Raw genomic sequence first — 21,176 nt, 5'->3', positions numbered from 1 at the left:
CAAAATCTTGGTCTTTTTATTAGCTATCCTATTCTTTTCAACAAAAAAGCACAGCGTTATTCCCTTAAGCGCTTAAGAGGACAGATCAAACTTTACTGAAGTATTGCCTATTGCCTCAAACAATTTCTTGCTCATGCTTTTTCTCCTATAAACAACCTCAGAGGATAAGAAGCTGCTTTTCCTGCTCCATCGCGGCTTGAAAAGATGATAGAGGAGGTAAAACCATAAAATTTCTTCCCTCTCTATCTAAAGAAGGTAAAAAATATTTGATTCCCTTTATACAGTGTGGTTTCTCCGTCTTTTCTCTCTTGCATTCTCTCGTTTTTTCGCCTAAGATGAACATTAATTATTGTTGAAAAGTGAAAGGGTGTAGAAATTGGATGTAAATCCGTGGATGATGGTGTTAATCATTTTTTCGATCAATATCGTATATGTAACTTTTTTTACTGTACGGATGATTATGACTTTAAAAGGTTATCGCTATTTGGCTGCCGCCGTCAGTATGGTGGAAGTTGTTATTTATATAGTAGGGCTTGGATTGGTTCTTGATAATCTGGACCAGATTCAAAACTTGATTGCTTATGCTTTAGGATATGGGTCCGGTGTAGTAATTGGTTCCAAAATCGAAGAAAAAATGGCTCTTGGCTATATTACTGTAAACGTCATCACGAGTGAGGCAGGTGAATACCTGCCGAACCAACTTCGAGAAAAAGGGTATGGTGTAACAGATTGGAATGCGAATGGCCGTGACGGTGGCCGACAGTCGATGCAAATTTTGACACCTCGCAAAATGGAACTCAAATTGTATAAAGCCATACAGGAAATTGATCCAAAGGCGTTTATCATTGCCTATGAGGCGAAGACGATCCATGGTGGATTTTGGGTGAAAACAGTGAAAAGGGGCAATTTGTATAAATGAGAAAGAATACAGTATGGTTTGAAGTTGAAGAAAATGAATCCATCTCAGATTGTTTGGATCGCATGCGAGAAAAAGGGTATGCGGCTGTAGGGCGGAAAGAAGAGCCGTTGTTCGAAGAAATAAACGGTCAACCCGTGCCAATACGGCAAATCGTTAAATTTAAAGGAAGTAAACTGAGCGAATAACATTTTAGATCTAATAAACACGAACGATTCGATAACCGTATAAATAATTGTTCGACTTTATTATTGACGTACTTTCATGGAGTTGTTATGATAAAAGAGGATACCCCATATATGCAGAAGAATTGGCTTCTGCGTCTCTACCAGGACACCGTAAATGTCCGGACTATGCGGGAAAGCAACTTAGTGGATCGTTAAGCGAAGGAGAGGTCTCTCTATGTCCTCATCCATAAATCGTTTCATGTACAGTCCTTAAGTAAACTGCTTTTCACGTTATGTGAGCAGTTTACTTGAGGGCTTTTTATTTTTTAAAGGAGAGTGTTTCAATGAATCCGCGAATTGGCGTCATTATGGGAAGTACGAGTGATTGGGAAACAATGAAGCATACGTGTGATGTGTTGGATGAACTGGGTGTGGCCTATGAAAAGAAAGTGGTTTCCGCACACCGTACACCGGATTTGATGTTCAGCTATGCTGAACAAGCTCGGGGGCGTGGGCTTCACGTCATCATTGCAGGGGCAGGAGGGGCTGCGCATTTGCCAGGTATGGTAGCAGCAAAGACTACATTGCCGGTTATCGGCGTACCCGTTCAATCAAAAGCATTAAACGGCTTGGATTCCTTGTTATCCATAGTCCAGATGCCAGGCGGTGTGCCAGTGGCTACGGTAGCTATCGGCAAAGCGGGTGCTGTCAATGCCGGGTTGCTGGCAGCTCAAATAATAGGCACGGTTGATGAAGCAGCGGCACAAGCGCTGCAGGACCGGCGTGACCGGACAGCTGCTGCTGTGATGGAAAGTTCAGGTGACTTGATATGAAGAAAACGATTTTGCCAGGACAGACAATCGGCATTATCGGCGGTGGCCAATTGGGACGGATGATGGCACTGGCAGCAAAAGAAGCCGGATTTAAAATTGCGGTTCTTGATCCCGGAATGGATTCTCCAACCGGCCAAGTGGCTGACATTCAAATCATTGCGCCTTTTGATGACCAACAGGCTTTAGAGGAATTGGCTGAAGTCAGCGATGTCATTACGTATGAATTCGAGAACATCGATGCAGAAGGATTAACGAAGCTTTCAGAAATTGCTTACGTACCCCAAGGAGCCGAATTGATTCGAGTGACGCAGAACCGGATTTTGGAGAAACAGGCCATTTCTGAAGCGGGCGTGACTGTAGCGGATTACATTACAGCTTCAACATTTCAGGAATTGAAGGAGAAGAGCAGTCAGCTGTCATTTCCTTTTGTTGTAAAGACGGCACGTGGCGGTTACGACGGCAAAGGACAGCAGACGGTTTCTTCTCATGACGAGATGGATCTGGCTGAAGCTTTATTCGATAACGGTGAATGTGTAGCAGAAGCATTCGTTGAATTCACGAAAGAGATTTCAGTGATCATCCAACGGAATGTGCATGGAGAAACGGCGATTTTGCCGATCGGTGAAAATATCCACAAAGATCATATCCTCCATCAGACCATTGTTCCAGCACGTATTGATAAAGAGACGGTCAATTTGGCAAAGCAGGCAGCTGAGAAAATCGCGGCTCAGCTGAACATGGTCGGTACTTTGGCGGTTGAAATGTTCGTTTTGGAAAACGGCGGCATCATTGTCAATGAGCTGGCACCGCGTCCCCATAACTCTGGGCATTATTCAATCGAAGCGACGAACATCTCGCAATTCCATCAGCATGTCCGTGCAGTTTGCGGATGGCCGCTGCGGCAGCCCATTTTATGGTCTGAGGCGGTGATGGTCAATATATTGGGTGAACATGTTGCGCCGCTCACTTCAAAAATCGCACAATTCCCGAATTGGTCGGTTCATTTGTACGGAAAAGATGAAGCGAAGCAGAAACGGAAGATGGGACATGTTACGATATTAACGGAAGACTTAAAGGCGACTTTAAGTGAAATAGAGACATCCGGCATTTGGCCGGAATAATTGGAGGAACTTTAAAATGATCGCACGCTACACAAGACCTGAAATGGGCGCAATTTGGACGGATGAAAACAAATACAATGCATGGCTGGAAGTAGAAATTCTGGCATGTGAAGCTTGGGCTGAAATCGGTGATATTCCGAAAGAAGATGTAGCGAAAATCCGCAAAGACGCTTCTTTCTCAGTAGACCGTATTCTGGAAATTGAAGAAGAAACCCGCCACGATGTGGTTGCTTTTACAAGAGCAGTATCTGAAACGCTTGGCGAAGAACGCAAATGGGTTCATTACGGATTGACGTCAACAGATGTTGTGGATACAGCTTTGTCATATTTATTGAAACAGGCGAACGTCATTATCCGCAAAGACTTGACAAACTTCATCGAAATTCTCGCAAATAAAGCAAAAGAACACAAAATGACAGTCATGATGGGCCGCACACACGGTGTCCATGCAGAACCGACGACGTTTGGTTTGAAGCTGGCATTATGGCATGAGGAAATGAAACGCAACCTGGAACGGTTTGAGGCTGCTGCTGCTTCTATTGAAACCGGCAAGATGTCCGGAGCAGTTGGAACTTACGCCAATATCGATCCATTTGTTGAAGCGTATGTCTGCAAAGAGTTAGGCCTTGCGGCATCACCGATTTCAACACAAACTTTGCAACGCGATCGCCATGCACAGTATTTGAGCGTTCTTGCTTTGATCGGTTCATCGATCGAAAAATTCGCTACGGAAATCCGCGGCCTTCAGAAATCAGAAACGCGTGAAGTAGAGGAATTCTTTGCTAAAGGCCAAAAAGGTTCATCGGCAATGCCTCACAAACGCAACCCGATCGGATCTGAAAACATGACAGGGCTTGCTCGTCTAATCCGTGGCTATATGCTGACAGCTTACGAAAACGTCTCTTTATGGCACGAGCGGGACATTTCGCATTCATCTGCAGAGCGGGTGATTTTGCCGGATGCGACGATTGCATTGAACTACATGCTGAACCGTTTCGGAAACATCGTCAAAAACTTGACGGTATTCCCTGAAAACATGAAACGCAATATGGATTCAACGCTCGGGTTGATTTATTCGCAGCGTGTCCTATTGGCTTTAATCGATAAAGGGATGGCTCGCGAAGCGGCTTATGATACTGTTCAGCCATGTGCAATGGAAGCCTGGGAAAACCAGACGCATTTCCGCAAAATCGTGGAAGCAAACGACACCATTACAGCTAAATTGTCTAAAGAGGAATTGGATGATTGCTTCGATTACAACCATCACCTGCAGCAAGTGGACATGATCTTCAATCGACTTGGACTAAACTAAACGGGGGCTTTTAAAAATGGAAAAAGGTCAGCTATTGTACGAAGGAAAAGCAAAACGCTTATATGCAACGGATGAACAGGGAATTTTGTGGGTGGAATATAAAGATTCAGCAACGGCTTTCAACGGTGAAAAGAAAGAGGAGATCGCCGGCAAAGGCATTTTGAACAATAAAATCACGTCACTGATTTTCACGAAATTGCAGGAAGCGGGCATTGCTTCTCATTTTGTTAAGCAATTGTCTGACCATGAACAATTGGTGCAGCAAGTCAGCATCATTCCATTGGAAGTGGTGGTCCGCAACATCACAGCCGGCAGCATGGCCAAACGCCTTGGAATTGAAGAAGGCGTCGCCATCAGCCGCCCGGTCGTAGAATTTTACCTGAAAGATGATGACTTAGGCGATCCGCTGATTACGGACGAGCATGTCGACATGCTGAACTTGGCGACTGCAGAAGAAGTGGCTGAGCTTAAGGAGAAAGCACGGAAAATCAACGAAGTGTTGATCGGTTTCTTCAAAGAAATCGGTGTGGATCTGGTCGATTTCAAAATTGAATTTGGCCGTGATACAGCGGGCAACATTCTATTGGCAGATGAAATCTCGCCGGATACGTGCCGCCTTTGGGATATGGAAACGAAACAAAAATTGGATAAAGATGTATTCCGCCGCAATCTGGGGAATTTGACTGAAGCGTACGAACTCATTTTAACTCGTCTAGGAGGACAACATTCATGAAAAAAGTAAAAGTATACGTAACACTGCGCGAAAGCGTTTTAGACCCGCAAGGTTCTGCAGTTATGGGCTCTCTTCATAAAATGGGCTATGGTGAAGTGGAAGACGTACGGATCGGCAAATACCTGGAACTGGTCATCGGAGACAGCGAACGGGATGTGGATGCCCTAGTCAATGAATTGTGCCATCGTTTATTAGCCAACACGGTGATTGAAGATTATCGATTTGAAATTGAGGAGGTTGTCTCGCAATGAAATTCGCAGTGATTGTTTTCCCTGGTTCCAATTGTGATTTGGATATGTACCACGCGGTGAAGGATGAATTGGGTGAAGAAGCGGAATACGTATGGCATGACTCAAAAGATTTGAGCAGCTACGATGGCATTTTGCTGCCAGGCGGATTCTCATACGGCGATTACTTGCGTTGCGGCGCCATCGCTCAATTCTCGGGTGTTATGGATGAAGTGAGAAAAGCGGCAGAAGCAGGAAAACCGGTTCTGGGAATCTGCAATGGCTTCCAAATCTTGACGGAAGCAGGCCTGTTGCCTGGCGTCTTATTGCGCAACAAAAACCTGAAGTTCATGTGCCGTACGGTCGGATTGAAAGTTGAGAACAATAATACCTTGTTCACAAACGAATACGAACAGGGACAGGAAATCCAAATTCCAATCGCACACGGAGAAGGCAATTATTTCTGCGACGATGCGACTTATAACCACCTCAAAGAAAACAATCAAATCGTCTTTAGCTATGCAGATGATTTTAACGGCAGCCGCAATAACATCGCGGGCATCATCAATGAACGTGGAAACGTACTCGGCATGATGCCGCATCCGGAACGCGCCGTATCCGATTTGATCGGCGGCACAGATGGATTGGCTTTATTCAGATCAATTGTAAAACAGTGGAGGGAAGCAAATGTCAGTCATGCTTGAACCAAATGCAGCTCAGATAAAGGAACAGAAAGTTTATCAGCAAATGGGCTTGTCGGATGCGGAATTCGCCATGGTCGAAGAAATCCTGGGGAGACTGCCGAACTACACGGAAACCGGGTTGTTCTCGGTCATGTGGTCTGAACATTGTTCGTATAAAAACTCGAAGCCGGTCTTGGCGAAATTCCCGACTAAAGGTGAACGTGTCCTGCAAGGGCCAGGAGAAGGCGCTGGGATTGTAGACATCGGCGACGGCCAAGCGGTCGTCTTCAAAATGGAATCCCATAACCACCCTTCTGCCATCGAACCTTATCAAGGGGCTGCTACTGGCGTCGGCGGAATTATCCGTGACGTCTTCTCCATGGGCGCACGGCCGATTGCGTTGCTGAACTCGCTGCGTTTCGGCGAATTGACCACTCCACGAGTGAAATATTTGTTTGAAGAAGTAGTTGCCGGAATTGCCGGTTACGGAAACTGCATCGGCATCCCGACTGTTGGCGGCGAAGTCCAGTTCGATGATTCGTATGACGGCAATCCGCTGGTCAATGCCATGTGTGTCGGTTTGATCAATCACGAAGATATCCAAAAAGGCATTGCTAAAGGCACTGGCAACCCGGTGATGTACGTTGGCGCTAAAACAGGGCGTGACGGTATCCACGGAGCCACTTTTGCTTCTGAGGAGCTGACAGACGGCTCTGACAAGAACCGCCCGGCTGTACAGGTGGGAGATCCATTTATGGAGAAGCTGTTACTGGAAGCCTGTCTGGAATTGATCAAATCGGATGCATTGATCGGCATTCAGGATATGGGTGCGGCCGGATTGACTTCATCTTCAGCTGAAATGGCTTCTAAAGCCGGATCCGGCATCGAGATGGACCTGGACCATATTCCACAGCGTGAAACTGGTATGACCGCTTACGAAATGATGCTTTCTGAATCACAGGAGCGTATGCTCATTGTCGTAAAAGCAGGCCGCGAGCCTGAAATTGTCGAGTTGTTCGAGAAATATGGCCTGGATGCAGTCACTGTCGGCACCGTGACAGATGATTCCACACTTCGCCTGAAGCACAAAGGGGAAATCGTCGCAGAAGTACCGGTTGATGCTCTTGCAGAAGACGCACCGGTTTACCACAAGCCATCAGCAGTACCAGCTTATTTTACTGAATTCCAACAGTTGGACAATGCAGAACCGAAAATCACAGATTACAATGAAACCTTGACGGCGTTATTGAAACAGCCGACCATCGCTTCAAAAGAGTGGGTCTACGATCAATATGATCATCAAGTACGCACAAGTACAGTCGTCAGCCCGGGATCGGACGCAGCAGTGGTCCGTGTCCGCGGCACCAATAAAGGCCTTGCCATGACAACGGATTGCAACTCCCGTTATATCTATTTGGATCCGGAAACCGGAGGGAAAATCGCTGTGGCGGAAGCGGCGCGCAATGTGGTCGTTTCGGGTGCAAAACCTCTTGCCATCACCGATTGCCTGAACTTCGGAAATCCGGAGAAGCCAGAGATTTTCTGGCAGCTTGAAAAAGCGGCAGACGGTATGTCTGAAGCCTGTACAATCCTGGATTCTCCAGTTATCGGCGGAAACGTCTCGTTGTATAATGAAACCAATGGCACTGCCATTTACCCGACGCCGACCATCGGCATGGTGGGCCTTGTTGAAGACCTTTCGCACGTAACGACACAAGATGCGAAAAAAGCAGGCGACCTGGTCTATTTGATCGGGGAAAGCTTTACGGAATTCGGTGGCAGTGAGCTGCAAAAAATGGTCGAAGGACGTATTTTCGGCAAAGCACCGGTTATCGATTTGGCAGTGGAAGCAAAACGCCAACAGGAAATCCTGTCAGCTATCCAGCAGGGGCTTGTTGCTTCGGCACATGATGTTGCAGAAGGCGGCGTTGCCGTTGCATTAGCCGAAAAAACTTTCGGCAACGGATTGGGAATGGATGTTACCTTGTCAGGTTCAGCGACAACAGCTTTATTCAGCGAATCGCAATCACGTTTTGTGGTGACGGTCAGCCCTGAAAAAGCAGCACAATTTGAAGAGATGGTATCAGATGCCAAGAAAATCGGCCAAGTCACGGGAGACAACTTAGTCATCAACGGCGAAGATGGCACGGCTTGGATCAATGGTTCAGTCGCTGCACTTCGCTCAGCTTGGAAAGGAGCTATCCCATGCTTGCTGAAATCAGAAGCTTAAATGAAGAATGTGGCGTCTTTGGAATATGGGGCCACCCAAATGCGACTCAATTGACCTATTACGGATTGCATGCACTGCAGCATCGCGGCCAGGAAGGTGCTGGAATTGTGTCGACGGACGGGGAGGGGCTTCGTCCATTAAAAGGTGAAGGCATGGTCAGTGAAGTCTTTACGCCTGAAAAGATTGAAAAGATTGCAGGGCATGGCGCGATTGGCCATGTACGGTATGCAACAGCAGGGGGCAGCGGCATTGAAAATGTGCAGCCCCTGCTCTTTAATTCAACGACCGGCAGTTTGGCAATTTCCCATAATGGCAACTTGGTCAATGCCACGCAGCTGAAAGGCCACCTGGAACGCCAAGGAAGCATTTTTCAAACAACTTCCGACACGGAAGTGCTGGCTCATTTAATCAAACGAAGCGGTTATGCAACGTTTGAAGAAAAAGCGAAAAATGCCTTGTCCTTATTGAAAGGTGCCTTTGCCTGCGTTATTTTGACGGAAGAAGCGATGTATATTGCTTTGGATCCGAACGGACTGCGCCCTCTATCTCTTGGAAGACTTGGAGATGCCTGGGTGACGGCATCGGAAACTTGTGCTTTTGATATAGTCGGAGCGGAATTTGTTCGTTCGGTTGAACCTGGTGAGTTTTTGATCATCACAAAAGATGGCCTGCGCGCAGAACGCTTTGCATATCCGGAAGAACGGGCAATCTGTACGATGGAATACGTATATTTCTCGCGTCCTGATTCGGATATCGACGGCATCAATGTCCATACCGCAAGAAAGCGCCTCGGCGTTCAATTGGCGAAGGAAGTGCAGATTGAAGCGGATGTCGTGACGGGTGTTCCGGATTCCAGTATTTCGGCAGCCATCGGCTATTCAGAACAAAGCGGCATTCCCTATGAATTGGGATTGATCAAAAACCGTTATGTGGGGCGCACATTTATCCAGCCTTCGCAGGACTTGCGTGAACAAGGCGTGAAAATGAAATTATCGCCTGTCCGCCAAGTAGTGAAAGGCAAACGCGTCATTATGGTGGATGATTCAATCGTCCGCGGCACGACTTCACGGCGCATCGTCAACTTGCTGAAAGAAGCAGGCGCCACGGAAGTACACGTTGTCATCAGTTCACCGCCCATCAAGAATCCATGTTTTTACGGCATTGATATCAGCACGGCAGGCGAATTGATTGCCGCCAACAATACGGTAGAAGAAATGCGTGAAATTATCGGAGCGGATTCACTGACATTCCTGTCGGTGGATGGCATGGTCCAAAACATCGGGCGAACAGATCCCGGTTCGAAATGCGGACACTGCCTCGCTTGTTTTACAGGGGAATACCCAACCAATATTTATCCGGATACAGTGTTGCCGCATGAAAAAGAAAAAGTGAAATAAGGGGGAACCGGTGTGTCAAAAGCATATGAAAAAGCAGGCGTCAATATCGAAGCAGGCTACGAAGCGGTCAACCGCATGAAATCCCATGTGGAGCGGACAGCACGCAAAGGAATGCTGGGTGCATTTGGGGGCTTCGGCGGCATGTTCGATTTATCTGAGCTGAATTTGAAAGAACCGGTTCTTGTTTCCGGAACGGACGGCGTCGGCACGAAACTGAAGCTGGCATTCATGGCGGACCGCCACGATACAATCGGCATCGATTGTGTCGCCATGTGCGTTAATGACATTGTTGCACAAGGTGCGGAACCTTTATTTTTCCTTGACTATATCGCAGTCGGCAAAGCGGTTCCTGAAAAGATAGAACAAATCGTCAAAGGTGTAGCGGACGGCTGTGTCCAGGCCGGTGCTGCATTGATCGGCGGGGAAACTGCTGAAATGCCTGGGCTCTATGAAGAAGACGAATACGATATCGCCGGTTTTGCGGTAGGGGCTGCGGAGAAATCCAAAATCGTCACAGGAGAAAAAATCACTGCGGGTGATGTCCTGATCGGCCTTGCTTCCAGTGGTATCCATTCCAACGGCTATTCGCTGGTTCGCCAGATCGTTTTCGAACAAAACAACTTTACGCTTGAACAAACGGTTGAAGGCTTTGAATCACTTGGTCCAATTGGTGGCGCACTGTTGACGCCAACTAAAATATACGCAAAAGCAGTAGCTGCCATCAGCAACGAAACCGGCATTCATGGCATGGCCCATGTGACAGGCGGTGGCTTTATCGAGAACATCCCGCGGATGATGCCGGAAGGATTAGGTGCAGAAATCACGATCGGCAGCTGGCCGGTTCTTGATATTTTCACCCTATTGAAGGAAAAAGGGGAACTTGCGGACCGCGATCTGTATTCGGTCTTCAATATGGGCATCGGTTTTGTTCTGGCGGTTGATCCAGAAGATGCGGAACAGGTGCTGAAAACAGCTCGGGAGAATGGTGAGCAGGCTTTCCCTATCGGCCGCGTCTCAAAAACGGCAGGCGTTCAATTCCAAGGTGAACAGGACGGCACATTGGATGAGCACTAAACCGAAAATTGCTATCTTTGCGTCAGGAAACGGTTCTAATTTCCAAGCCATTGCCGACGCTATTGCCGGCGGCAGTCTGCAGGCGGAATTGGTGCTTGCTGTGACCGATAAGCCACAAGCTTATGTAATAGAACGTGCACGCAAGGCAGGAGTGGCGTCTTTCGCTTTTAAGCCGTCTGAGTTTGAATCCAAGCAGCTTTACGAGCAGATGCTGAAAGAAAAACTGCAGGAGCTCGGAGTGGAATGGATCGTTTTGGCCGGTTACATGCGCTTGATCGGTCCAGTTCTGCTGGCAGCTTATGAGAACCGCATCGTCAATATTCATCCCTCTGTGCTTCCGGCGTTTCCGGGGAAAGATGCCATTGGCCAAACATTGGCAGCAGGTGCGGAAAGAGCAGGCGTTACTGTACATTTCGTGGATGCCGGCATGGATACAGGCAGCATCATTACGCAGCAGTCATTCCTGGTTGCAGGACGTGGGCGTGATGAAGTCGAGCAACAGATCCATCAGATTGAACATGAATTATATCCTGCAACTTTGCAGCAATTATTCGACCGGTAAAATTGTCGGTCTTAATCTATAGGAGGACTATTTGTGAAAAAAAGAGCATTACTCAGCGTATCGGATAAATCCGGGATATTGGAATTTGCACAAGAATTGGAAAAGATGGGCTACGAACTTTTATCGACAGGGGGAACGAAGAAGTTTCTTGAAGAGAATGGGGTTTCCATCACTGCAGTAGATGAAATCACTAAGTTTCCTGAAATTTTGGGAGGCCGTGTAAAAACCTTGCACCCTCTTGTACACGGTGGATTGTTGGCCAAACACGATGATGCCGATCACCAAAAACAAATGGCTGAAAACGGCATTTCACCGATTGACATCGTCTGTGTCAACCTGTACCCATTTCGTGAAACGATCGCCAAACCGGATGTCACTGTGGATGATGCAATTGAAAACATTGATATCGGCGGACCGACGATGCTGCGTTCTGCTGCAAAAAATCATGCTTACGTCACTGTTATTGTCGATGCAACCGATTATGAAGCAGTATTGATTGAATTACATAATGGTCAAACCACACCTGAAACGCGGCGCCGATTGGCAGCGAAAGTTTTCCGCCATACAGCCGCTTATGATTCTTATATCTCCAACTATTTGACTGACCTGACGGGCGAAGAATACCCGGATCAATTGACGCTTACTTATGAATTGTCCCAAACGCTTCGCTACGGGGAAAACCCTCACCAAAAAGCCGCTTTCTACCGCAGCCCGCTTGGATCGGATTTTTCAATTGCCAATGCCGACCAATTGCATGGCAAAGAGCTTTCCTATAACAATATCCAGGATGCCAATGCTGCTCTTCAAATCATTAAAGAATTCAAGATGCCTGCAGCAGTCGCTGTCAAACACATGAACCCATGCGGCGTCGGTACAGGCGAAACGATTGCAAATGCTTTCACAAAAGCTTACGAAGCCGACTCAACTTCCATTTTTGGCGGGATTGTGGCATTGAACCGTGAAGTGGATGCAGAGACAGCCAAGCAATTGGCGACGATCTTCCTTGAAATCATCATCGCTCCAGCATTTTCAGATGAAGCCATCGAATTGCTGACACAAAAGAAGAACATCCGTCTTTTGACGATTCCATTCTATAGCCAAACCACAGACAAATGGAACACCGTTACCGTTGAAGGCGGCTTGTTGATCCAACAGCCGGATGTCTACGGATATGATGATGCAGATATCCACATCGCAACAGAACGCCAGCCGACAGCAGCAGAGCTTGAAGCGCTAAAGCTTGGTTGGAGTGTTGTGAAGCATGTTAAATCGAATGCCATCGTCGTCTGCAATTCGGAGATGACATTAGGGATCGGTGCGGGCCAAATGAACCGCGTAGGATCGGCTAAAATTGCGTTGGAGCAGGCGGGCGAAGCAGCTCAAGGAGCCATCATGGCATCAGACGCATTCTTCCCGATGAACGATACAGTGGAAGCTGCTGCACAAGCAGGCATTAAAGCCATCATCCAACCGGGCGGATCCAAGAAAGATCAGGATTCGATCGATAAAGCGAACGAATACGGGATTGCCATGGTCTTTACAGGCGTCCGTCATTTCAAACATTAATCGAGGTGGAGCAAAATGAAGGTATTGGTTATTGGAAGAGGCGGAAGGGAACATGCCATTGTCCGGCAGTTCTCGAAATCCCCGTCGGTCACGAAAGTTTTTGCAGCTCCTGGAAATGATGGGATGCAGGAAGACGCTGAAATAGCGGCAATCGATGAAATGGATTTTGCCGGTCTGGCGGACTTTGCTCAACAGCAAGGAGTGGACTTCAGTTTTGTTGGTCCTGAACAGCCATTGTCAGAAGGCATCGTCGACTTTTTTGAAGCCAAAGGGCTGCGCATTTTCGGTCCATCCAAACAAGCTGCACAAATTGAAGGCAGCAAAGCTTTCGCGAAAGAATTGATGGAGAAATACAGCATTCCGACTGCTGGCTATGAAACTTTTACAGAAGTTGCTCCAGCCATCGCTTTTATCCGTCAGCACGGAGCACCGATTGTCATTAAAGCAGATGGTCTGGCAGCCGGTAAAGGAGTCGTTGTGGCGGTAACGGAGGAAGAGGCTGTTTCTGCTGTCAATGACATGCTGGAAGGGCAGAAGTTCGGCGAATCGGGATCCAAAGTGGTCATTGAAGAATTTTTGGATGGCGAAGAGTTTTCGTTCATGTCATTTGTCCAGGCTGGCCGGATTTATCCGATGGTCATTTCGCAGGACCATAAGCGGGCATTTGATGGAGACCGTGGACCGAATACCGGCGGCATGGGTGCCTACTCGCCTGTTCCTCAAATATCACAGGAAATTGTCGATGAGACTTTCACAAAAATTGTGGAACCGGCAGTCCAGGCAATGGCATCGGAAGGGACGCCTTTTAATGGCATTCTTTATACTGGAGTCATTTTGACCAAACAAGGCCCAAAAGTCATCGAATTCAACGCGCGTTTTGGAGATCCGGAAACGCAGGTGGTCCTGCCGCGCATGAAATCTGACTTTGGTCTCTTTATGGCTGCGATTTTGAGCGGAAAGCCGGCCGAGTTGGAATGGGATGATCAGGCAGTGCTTGGTGTAGTCATTGCAGCGGAGGGCTATCCGGAAACAGTCGAAAAAGGCACTCCTTTGCCTGACCTATCAAAGCTTTCCGGCGTTGAAGTGACACATGCAGGCACGAAGCGTTTGAACGGTGGATATGCCGGCAATGGAGGGCGTGTGCTGCTCGTTTCAGCGAGTGGGCCTTCTATCCGGGGCGCTCAGGACAAAGTGTATGAACAACTGGACAGCCTGCCTTGGGATGGCTTTTTCTACCGAACGGACATCGGATGGCGTGCATAATGATTTATTATATGATATAATTTTAGGTGACACAAATTCGACAAGAAGATGTGTCATTTTTTTTATTGCCTGTCCTTAGGTGATAAAAGTAAAGTTGAGGATTTTCAACAGCCCACGTTTACCTCTATTTAAACTCCAGAATGGCAAACCCATTACGACCCCAGAAACAAAATCAGCAGGGCACCTAAATTTGAAGGGAGACAAATTATGAATTGGTATGAAAAATTAAATCAGTATTTTCCAGTCGAAGAAATGAAATCAAAAGAGCATATGGATACGTTATTAAAGGAAAAAGGCAGCGTCTATTACAAAGATGAGGGCCCTTATCATGTCTTGATGTATGCGGAATTCCCGAATTTCACGTTTGTCGATTATTTATTCGTATCAAAAGAATCACGCGGCATGGGACTTGGCAAAAAGACGCTTCAAATGTTGAAGGATAAAAACAAACCGATCATCCTTGAAGTAGAACCGGTCAATTACGAAGACACTGACACGGAAAAACGCCTGCGTTTTTATGCGCGCGAAGGATTCGAACACGCATCATCGATTGGATATTGCCGTCGTTCTTTGGCGACGGGGGAAGAAAATTCAATGGAAATCCTTTACTGGACTCCGGGGGGAGAAACAGAAGAAGAGATTTTCGAAGGCATGAAGAAAATGTATCAGGATATCCATACCTATAAAGACGAACAGTTCTACGGCGAATCTTATGATTCGGTTGCAGACGTTTTGACTTTCCAGGAAGAAGAAAAAACAGATGTCTTAAAACCATTCAGCGATCCTGTTGAAAAATAATGAATTTCTAAGATCCACGCATTCTGCGTGGATTTTTTGTGTCCGGATTTAATCAGAATGTTCGTGTTTTTGCAGGCAAAACCTGTAATTGCGTGCATAATTATGCTACTATATTAAGTATTGAACTTGTAGAAAGAAGGTGCCGGCAAATGGTTAATCCTCTATGGAAAAATACAGAGATTCGCAAACAGTTGAAAATTGTTACAAAAGAAACAGCGCCGGATCTCGTTTTGACAAACGCAACATATCTTCATGGAATTTTTAAGAAATGGATGACAGGAAATATATGGATTGCTGATGATCGTATCGTCTATGCAGGAAAAGAAATGCCGAAAGTGGATGCTTCGACGGAAGTAGCAGATATGACCGGCAAATACATCGTTCCTGGATACATAGAACCTCATGTCCATCCTTCACAGTTATACAATCCCATAAGCTTTGCCGATCATGCGGCACAGGGCGGAACGACGATGTTCCTTTCCGATAACCTCACGCTTTTTTTAGCATTGGAAAATGAGAAAGCGTTTTCATTGTTGGACCAGATGGCGGAATTGCCGTTCAGTTTTTATTGGTGGACGCGTTTTGATTCCCAGACAGAGTTGAATGAGGAAGACCGATTATTCACTTCCAAATCAGTGGGCGAATGGCTGGATCGCCAAGATGTATTGCTCGGCGGCGAATTGACGGGCTGGCCGAAACTGATGGCGGGTGACGACCAGATGCTGTACTGGATCCAAAAAGCCAAAATGGGGCTGAAAAAAATTGAAGGGCATTTCCCAGGTGCGTCAGAGAAAACATTGGCTCGCATGCGGCTGCTTGGAGCAGATGGCGACCATGAAGCGATGACTGTGGATGAAGTGGAAATGCGCCTGCTTCATGGCTATGGAGTCACACTCCGCCACTCTTCCATTCGGCCGGATCTTCCGCATTTGCTGAAAGGGATTGTCGAGCGCGAGTTGAACGTCTTCGATAAATTGATGATGACGACAGACGGTTCAACGCCAGCCTTTCATTTGGATGGTGTCATGGACCTGTGCATCAAAATCGCCCTGGAGGCCGGTGTACCGGCGATCGACGCCTATATGATGGCATCTTATAATGTCGCCCGTTATTACAACGTAACAAGCCTCCACGGATTGATTGCGACAGGCCGTTACGCCAACTTGAACATTCTTGATACATTAGAAAATCCGGTCCCTTCAGGTGTTATTTCAAAAGGGGTTTGGCTGAAGAAAGACGGAGAAAAAGTCCTGTCTTTACCAGATATCGATTGGTCGATTTTTCCGGATCTTGAAATCGACTATGAACTGACGGATGACGACTTCCAGTTTTCGATGCCTTTCGGTATTGAAATGGTCAATGATGTCATCACGAAACCCTATTCTGTCAGTGTTGACACGCATGACTCCAATTTATCAAAAACACATGATGAAAGCTTTTTAATGCTGATCGATAAAAAAGGCAAATGGCGCGTCAATACATTGATTAAAGGTTTCGCACCGGGACTTGATGGGTTCGCATCTTCCTATACGACGACGGGCGATATTATCCTGATCGGCAAAAATCGTGAAGATATGTGGATTGCCTTCAATGAATTGAAACGCCTGAAAGGCGGCATCATCCTGACGGAAAATGGAGAGATTATAGAATCTCTGCCGCTGCCCTATGGCGGAGTGATGTCGGATTTGCCGATGGAACAATTGATCGTCCAGGAACAGGCCTTGAAGAAAGCATTGAAAGAACGCGGCTACAAGCATGGCGATGCTGTTTATACCTTGCTGTTTTTGCAGGCGACTCATCTGCCATATGTCCGCGTGACACAAAAAGGCATTTACGATGTCATGAATAAAAAGATCCTGTTTCCGGCGTTCATGAGGTAATGATATGAAGAATTGGATTTTTGCAATGCTTATTTTACTGGTGCTCGCTGTATTTGCTGCAGGTTTTTGGATAATCATGAAAGAAGACCCGGAAGAGCAGCCACCGGTGGAGAACTCATTGACAATTGCCCCATACACTGGTGAAAAAGCGACTCCTCCGACCAATCGCCGAACGGTCATGGCAGTCATCAATAATCATCCGGATGCCCGTCCGCAAACCGGATTGGGTGAAGCGGATATGGTTTTTGAAATGATTGCAGAATACGACATCACCCGGTTTTTGGCTTTGTACCAAAGTGATTTTCCGGAAACCATTGGTCCCATCCGCAGTGCAAGGGAGTATTTTGTTGAGTTGGCAGCTGCTTCTGATGCTTTTTTTGTTGCTCATGGCTACAGCCCCGCTGCTCAAGTGATGCTGGAATCTGGGGTGGTTGACCACGTGAATGGCATTCAACATGATGGCACTTTGTTTCAGCGGTCAAGCGATCGTGTTGCTCCCCATAACTCTTATATCACTGCGGAAAATATCGAAACAGCCATGGGGAATGTGCAGGCTTCAACTGAATACAGATGGAAATCACCTTATTATTTCTATGACTCGGCGGAAAATGCTAAACTTAAGGAACAGGCTCTTTCGGTAAGCGTAGCGTACGGGACAAACGAGTTGTTTTTCAATGAGTATACATATGACAGCAAGTCACATCTATACAGCCGATCGTCCGGTGGCGTACGGACAACCGATAAAGAGACCTTGGAAACAGTGAAAGTCTCAAATGTTTTGGTTTTTGAAGCGCCGCACGAAACTGTCGATTCTGAAGGGCGCCAGTCAATTGATCTGGAAAACGGTGGAAAAGCGCTGTTGTTCCAGGCGGGCGGCGTCCGTGAAATAGAATGGAGTTCGATAGACGGGATGCCCGTACCGACAGAAGACGGTGAGACGGTGAAATTGGTGCCGGGGAAAACCTGGTTCCATGTTGTTCCGACTGCACCCGGTATGGAACAGTCCGTCAGCTATACGCCTTGATGTTCGTAGCAATGAAAGGATGATGAAGCTGCATGCAAGTTGATAAAATCAGAGGCCATCAGACAGATCAGCTGATTGAAGCGATCCTGGCTTTGAAGGATAAGGAAGAAGCTTACCGCTTTTTCGATGATCTATGCACAATCAGTGAAATTCAATCGCTGTCACAGCGTTTGGAAGTAGCACATATGCTTCGTATGAAAAAAACATACGAAAAAATCAAGAATGAAACGGGTGCCAGTACCGCGACTATTTCACGTGTCCGCCGTTGCCTTAACTACGGAAATGATGGCTATGATGAAATGCTTGGGCGCCTGTATCCCGACGAAAAACCGTTTGAACTTCCAAAAGACTGAACAGAGAACCGACTCTGTTCGGTTTTTTTGTTATAATAAATAGATGATAATCGATGTAAAGTCAGGTGAAATTAAATGGACTTCAAAACATGGCGGCATGTCTTTAAATTAGATCCGGCTAAAGAGATTACGGATGGACATTTGGAACGAATTTGCAGATCCGGGACCGATGCCATCTTGATTGGCGGCAGTGATAATGTCACACTCGACAATGTCCTTGAATTGACGGAACGCATACAAATTTATAATCTGCCGATCGTTATGGAAGTGTCGACAATTGATTCTGTCGCGCCCGGCTTTGATTACTATTTCATCCCGACGGTGCTTAACAGTGATGATCCGCAGTGGATCAAAGGTTTCCATCATCAAGCTATTAAAGAATACGGTGAGATATTGGAATGGGACGAAATGGTGGCGGAAGGCTATTGCATTTTGAATGCGGACTGTAAAGCCGCCAAACTGACCGGAGCCAAAACGGATTTATCGGCGGATGATGTCGTGGCTTATGCCCGGCTGGCCGAACATTTTTTCCGGCTGCCCATTTTTTATCTGGAGTACAGCGGCATTTACGGCGATATGGAACTGGCAGGAAAAGTGAAAGAAGTTCTGGACGAAACCCGTTTGTTTTACGGAGGCGGAATCGATTCAGCTGATAAGGCGAGAGCAGCACTTGCTGCTGCTGATACCATCGTCGTCGGCAATATCATTTATGAAAACATCGAAAAAGCGATTGAAACCGTAGAGGCAGTTGCGGAAACGGCTGACTAATCGCTATAATAATAAGAACGAATGTTCGAGGTGGTGCACAATGGAATTAATAACGAAGAACTTACTGAACGGAATGAACCCGGAACAAGCGGAAGCGGTCAAAACGACTGAAGGCCCCCTATTGATCATGGCGGGTGCAGGCTCAGGGAAAACACGCGTGCTGACACATCGCATCGCTTATTTGGTGCTGGAAAAACAAGTTTACCCATCCAATATCCTGGCGATTACTTTCACCAATAAAGCAGCGCGCGAAATGCGGAACCGCATTGATGGATTGCTGGGGCATGGAACAGGGCAGCGCATGTGGGCTTCAACGTTCCACTCGATGTGCGTACGGATTCTGCGTCGCGATATCGACCGCATGGGCATGTCAAAGAATTTCTCGATTCTGGATACGACCGACCAACTGACAGTCATCAAGAATGTCTTGAAACAGCAGAACCTGGATCCGAAACAATATGAACCTCGGACGATGCTGAATGCCATTTCATCGGCGAAAAACGAATGCATCGATGCGGCGCAATTTGCAGCTGACATGAATCAGTTCAATCCGTATGAAAAGACGGTTTCTGAAGTTTATCTGGCTTACGAAAAACGCCTGAAGAAAAACCAATCGCTCGATTTTGACGATCTGATTATGACGACGTTGAATTTATTCAATACGGTCCCGGAAGTGCTGGAATATTACCAGAATAAATTCCATTACATCCACGTCGATGAATACCAGGATACCAACAATGCCCAATACCAATTGGTCCAGAAGTTGGCCAGCAAATTCAAGAATATTTGCGTGGTCGGGGATTCGGATCAGTCGATCTATCGCTGGCGCGGAGCGGATATCACCAACATCCTGTCATTTGAAAAAGATTACCCGAATGCCAAAGTAATCATGCTCGAGCAGAATTACCGCTCGACTAAGCGCATTCTGCAAGCAGCAAACGACGTGATCCAGAAGAACACCAGCCGTTATCCGAAAGAGTTGCGCACCGACAACGATGAAGGCCCGGCAATCACTTTGCATAAAGCGGGAGACGAGCGCCAGGAAGCACAGTTTGTCGTGCAGACGATACAGAAATTGATGGATGAAGAACATTATAAGACTTCGGATTTTGCAATCCTTTACCGGACCAACGCACAATCCCGTATCATGGAGGAGATGTTCGTCAAATCGAATATGTCCTATACCATCGTCGGTGGAACGAAGTTCTACGACCGCAAGGAAATCAAAGACTTGCTGGCGTATTTGCGGTTGATTGCCAATAATGACGATGATTTGTCATTGGCCCGTGTCATCAATGAACCGAAGCGTGGCATTGGGGCGACTTCTTTTGAGAAGATGGCGCGTTTTGCGATTGAACAGGACCGCACCATCATGGATGCTTTGCAGGAAGCCGATTTTATGGGGCTGACCCCTAAAACGGCACAGACCGCCCTCGAGTTCCGCACGATGATCGACAGCTTTACGCAAATGCAGGAGTATTTGTCGGTAACGGAATTGGTGGAGGAAGTGCTGAAAAAATCAGGCTACCGGCACATGCTGCAAATCGACAAAACGATTGAAGGCGAAAGCCGCCTTGAAAACCTGGAAGAGTTCCTGTCGGTGACAAAAGCATTTGAAAAACAAAGCGATGATAAATCACTGGTTGCCTTTCTGACAGATTTGGCATTGATTTCAGATATCGATTCCTTGGATGACGAGGAAGATGCAGACGGTCCGATCATTTTGATGACGATGCACGCAGCGAAAGGATTGGAATTCCCTGTGGTCTTCATCATCGGCCTGGAAGAAAACGTTTTTCCGCATTCACGGTCAAATAATGACGACGAGGAATTGGAGGAAGAGCGGCGCCTGGCTTATGTCGGCATCACCCGTGCTGAGAAACGGCTGTATTTGACGCATGCGTCTTCCCGCACGCTATTCGGGAAAAGCAATTACAATATGCCGTCCCGATTCATCTCGGAGATTTCGGAGGAACTGATTGAACAAACGACAGCCCATCACCGGGCCGGAGCTGCGACCAGCTATAAGCAGGCACCGAAGCGTCTCGCTGTATCGCGTCCTGCCTACCAGCAATCGGGTGGCGATAAGCACGGTTGGCAAACAGGCGATAAAGCGAAACATAAAAAATGGGGCACCGGCATGGTCGTCAGCGTCAAAGGCGAAGGCGAACAAATGGAACTGGATATCGCTTTCCCAAGCCCTGTCGGCATCAAACGCCTATTGGCCAAATTTGCGCCGATTGAAAAAGTATAATCGGGAGGAAACCCT

Annotated in this window: 20 protein-coding genes and 1 riboswitch; all 20 genes read left to right on the top strand. The window is 47.0% G+C overall.

Annotated features, from left to right (window positions below; all coding sequences use genetic code 11):
- Nucleotides 1-394: 394 nt before the first annotated feature.
- The 20 genes from QMA04_RS16830 (at nt 395) to pcrA (ending at nt 21,161) form a co-directional block, all read left to right on the top strand.
- Entirely contained in the window at nt 395-919 is a 525-nt protein-coding gene (locus tag QMA04_RS16830) for a DUF2179 domain-containing protein (protein WP_422766037.1), read from the top strand.
- Nucleotides 916-1,104 carry an NETI motif-containing protein gene (locus QMA04_RS16825; protein ID WP_290187143.1) on the top strand — a complete coding sequence of 63 codons (189 nt, stop codon included), beginning with the start codon at nt 916-918 and terminating at the stop codon, nt 1,102-1,104. Before QMA04_RS16830 ends, QMA04_RS16825 begins: the two co-directional genes overlap by 4 nt.
- A gap of 85 nt (nt 1,105-1,189) precedes the next feature.
- Nucleotides 1,190-1,290: riboswitch (purine riboswitch) on the top strand.
- A gap of 137 nt (nt 1,291-1,427) precedes the next feature.
- Complete coding sequence (purE, locus tag QMA04_RS16820; protein WP_290187141.1) at nt 1,428-1,916, top strand: 5-(carboxyamino)imidazole ribonucleotide mutase; 489 nt, start codon at nt 1,428-1,430, stop codon at nt 1,914-1,916.
- Complete coding sequence (gene purK / locus QMA04_RS16815; protein ID WP_191716835.1) at nt 1,913-3,037, top strand: 5-(carboxyamino)imidazole ribonucleotide synthase; 1,125 nt, start codon at nt 1,913-1,915, stop codon at nt 3,035-3,037. The genes purE and purK overlap by 4 nt, the downstream gene beginning before the upstream one ends.
- 16 nt (nt 3,038-3,053) lie before the next feature.
- Nucleotides 3,054-4,349: an adenylosuccinate lyase gene (purB, locus tag QMA04_RS16810; RefSeq protein WP_191716834.1), complete on the top strand. Its 1,296-nt coding sequence runs from the start codon at nt 3,054-3,056 to the stop codon at nt 4,347-4,349.
- Nucleotides 4,350-4,365: 16 nt separating this feature from the next.
- Nucleotides 4,366-5,082 carry a phosphoribosylaminoimidazolesuccinocarboxamide synthase gene (gene purC, locus QMA04_RS16805; protein ID WP_191716833.1) on the top strand — a complete coding sequence of 239 codons (717 nt, stop codon included), beginning with the start codon at nt 4,366-4,368 and terminating at the stop codon, nt 5,080-5,082.
- Nucleotides 5,079-5,333: a phosphoribosylformylglycinamidine synthase subunit PurS gene (gene purS, locus QMA04_RS16800; protein WP_191716832.1), complete on the top strand. Its 255-nt coding sequence runs from the start codon at nt 5,079-5,081 to the stop codon at nt 5,331-5,333. The genes purC and purS overlap by 4 nt, the downstream gene beginning before the upstream one ends.
- Entirely contained in the window at nt 5,330-6,013 is a 684-nt protein-coding gene (purQ, locus tag QMA04_RS16795) for a phosphoribosylformylglycinamidine synthase subunit PurQ (RefSeq protein ID WP_191716831.1), read from the top strand. Before purS ends, purQ begins: the two co-directional genes overlap by 4 nt.
- Entirely contained in the window at nt 5,997-8,222 is a 2,226-nt protein-coding gene (gene purL / locus QMA04_RS16790; RefSeq protein WP_191716830.1) for a phosphoribosylformylglycinamidine synthase subunit PurL, read from the top strand. Before purQ ends, purL begins: the two co-directional genes overlap by 17 nt.
- Nucleotides 8,198-9,619, top strand: a complete 1,422-nt coding sequence (gene purF, locus QMA04_RS16785) for an amidophosphoribosyltransferase (protein ID WP_191716829.1) — start codon at nt 8,198-8,200, stop codon at nt 9,617-9,619. Before purL ends, purF begins: the two co-directional genes overlap by 25 nt.
- Before the next feature lie 12 nt (nt 9,620-9,631).
- Nucleotides 9,632-10,693, top strand: coding sequence for a phosphoribosylformylglycinamidine cyclo-ligase (gene purM / locus QMA04_RS16780; protein ID WP_191716828.1), 1,062 nt, complete (start codon nt 9,632-9,634; stop codon nt 10,691-10,693).
- Nucleotides 10,683-11,255 (top strand): phosphoribosylglycinamide formyltransferase, encoded by a 573-nt coding sequence (gene purN / locus QMA04_RS16775; protein WP_191716827.1) that lies wholly within the window; start codon nt 10,683-10,685, stop codon nt 11,253-11,255. The genes purM and purN overlap by 11 nt, the downstream gene beginning before the upstream one ends.
- A 33-nt stretch (nt 11,256-11,288) precedes the next feature.
- Nucleotides 11,289-12,821 carry a bifunctional phosphoribosylaminoimidazolecarboxamide formyltransferase/IMP cyclohydrolase gene (gene purH, locus QMA04_RS16770; RefSeq protein WP_290187138.1) on the top strand — a complete coding sequence of 511 codons (1,533 nt, stop codon included), beginning with the start codon at nt 11,289-11,291 and terminating at the stop codon, nt 12,819-12,821.
- A gap of 15 nt (nt 12,822-12,836) precedes the next feature.
- Entirely contained in the window at nt 12,837-14,084 is a 1,248-nt protein-coding gene (gene purD / locus QMA04_RS16765) for a phosphoribosylamine--glycine ligase (protein WP_290187137.1), read from the top strand.
- 207 nt (nt 14,085-14,291) lie between these two features.
- Nucleotides 14,292-14,882, top strand: a complete 591-nt coding sequence (locus QMA04_RS16760) for a GNAT family N-acetyltransferase (RefSeq protein ID WP_191716824.1) — start codon at nt 14,292-14,294, stop codon at nt 14,880-14,882.
- A 149-nt stretch (nt 14,883-15,031) separates the two neighbouring features.
- Entirely contained in the window at nt 15,032-16,762 is a 1,731-nt protein-coding gene (locus QMA04_RS16755) for an adenine deaminase C-terminal domain-containing protein (RefSeq protein WP_191716823.1), read from the top strand.
- Between the two features lie 4 nt (nt 16,763-16,766).
- Nucleotides 16,767-17,786: a DUF3048 domain-containing protein gene (locus tag QMA04_RS16750; protein ID WP_290187134.1), complete on the top strand. Its 1,020-nt coding sequence runs from the start codon at nt 16,767-16,769 to the stop codon at nt 17,784-17,786.
- A gap of 32 nt (nt 17,787-17,818) precedes the next feature.
- Complete coding sequence (locus tag QMA04_RS16745; RefSeq protein WP_191716821.1) at nt 17,819-18,139, top strand: YerC/YecD family TrpR-related protein; 321 nt, start codon at nt 17,819-17,821, stop codon at nt 18,137-18,139.
- Between the two features lie 75 nt (nt 18,140-18,214).
- A complete protein-coding gene (gene pcrB, locus QMA04_RS16740; RefSeq protein ID WP_290187133.1) occupies nt 18,215-18,907 on the top strand; it encodes a heptaprenylglyceryl phosphate synthase in 693 nt (230 codons plus the stop codon).
- Between the two features lie 40 nt (nt 18,908-18,947).
- Nucleotides 18,948-21,161, top strand: a complete 2,214-nt coding sequence (gene pcrA / locus QMA04_RS16735) for a DNA helicase PcrA (RefSeq protein ID WP_191716819.1) — start codon at nt 18,948-18,950, stop codon at nt 21,159-21,161.
- Nucleotides 21,162-21,176: the final 15 nt, after the last annotated feature.

The sequence above is a fragment of the Planococcus sp. APC 3900 genome (genome assembly GCF_030407735.1).
GTDB lineage: Bacteria > Bacillota > Bacilli > Bacillales_A > Planococcaceae > Planococcus > Planococcus notacanthi.
This window is presented reverse-complemented; position numbering and strand designations above follow the sequence as displayed.

Bases quoted from the DNA above. Each gene is read 5' to 3' on its own strand.
- QMA04_RS16830 (WP_422766037.1), top strand. From the start codon at position 395: ATGATGGTGTTAATCATTTTTTCGATCAATATCGTATATGTAACTTTT.
- QMA04_RS16825 (WP_290187143.1), top strand. From the start codon at position 916: ATGAGAAAGAATACAGTATGGTTTGAAGTTGAAGAAAATGAATCCATC.
- purE (WP_290187141.1), top strand. From the start codon at position 1,428: ATGAATCCGCGAATTGGCGTCATTATGGGAAGTACGAGTGATTGGGAA.
- purK (WP_191716835.1), top strand. From the start codon at position 1,913: ATGAAGAAAACGATTTTGCCAGGACAGACAATCGGCATTATCGGCGGT.
- purB (WP_191716834.1), top strand. From the start codon at position 3,054: ATGATCGCACGCTACACAAGACCTGAAATGGGCGCAATTTGGACGGAT.
- purC (WP_191716833.1), top strand. From the start codon at position 4,366: ATGGAAAAAGGTCAGCTATTGTACGAAGGAAAAGCAAAACGCTTATAT.
- purS (WP_191716832.1), top strand. From the start codon at position 5,079: ATGAAAAAAGTAAAAGTATACGTAACACTGCGCGAAAGCGTTTTAGAC.
- purQ (WP_191716831.1), top strand. From the start codon at position 5,330: ATGAAATTCGCAGTGATTGTTTTCCCTGGTTCCAATTGTGATTTGGAT.
- purL (WP_191716830.1), top strand. From the start codon at position 5,997: ATGTCAGTCATGCTTGAACCAAATGCAGCTCAGATAAAGGAACAGAAA.
- purF (WP_191716829.1), top strand. From the start codon at position 8,198: ATGCTTGCTGAAATCAGAAGCTTAAATGAAGAATGTGGCGTCTTTGGA.
- purN (WP_191716827.1), top strand. From the start codon at position 10,683: ATGAGCACTAAACCGAAAATTGCTATCTTTGCGTCAGGAAACGGTTCT.
- purD (WP_290187137.1), top strand. From the start codon at position 12,837: ATGAAGGTATTGGTTATTGGAAGAGGCGGAAGGGAACATGCCATTGTC.
- QMA04_RS16760 (WP_191716824.1), top strand. From the start codon at position 14,292: ATGAATTGGTATGAAAAATTAAATCAGTATTTTCCAGTCGAAGAAATG.
- QMA04_RS16755 (WP_191716823.1), top strand. From the start codon at position 15,032: ATGGTTAATCCTCTATGGAAAAATACAGAGATTCGCAAACAGTTGAAA.
- QMA04_RS16750 (WP_290187134.1), top strand. From the start codon at position 16,767: ATGAAGAATTGGATTTTTGCAATGCTTATTTTACTGGTGCTCGCTGTA.
- QMA04_RS16745 (WP_191716821.1), top strand. From the start codon at position 17,819: ATGCAAGTTGATAAAATCAGAGGCCATCAGACAGATCAGCTGATTGAA.
- pcrB (WP_290187133.1), top strand. From the start codon at position 18,215: ATGGACTTCAAAACATGGCGGCATGTCTTTAAATTAGATCCGGCTAAA.
- pcrA (WP_191716819.1), top strand. From the start codon at position 18,948: ATGGAATTAATAACGAAGAACTTACTGAACGGAATGAACCCGGAACAA.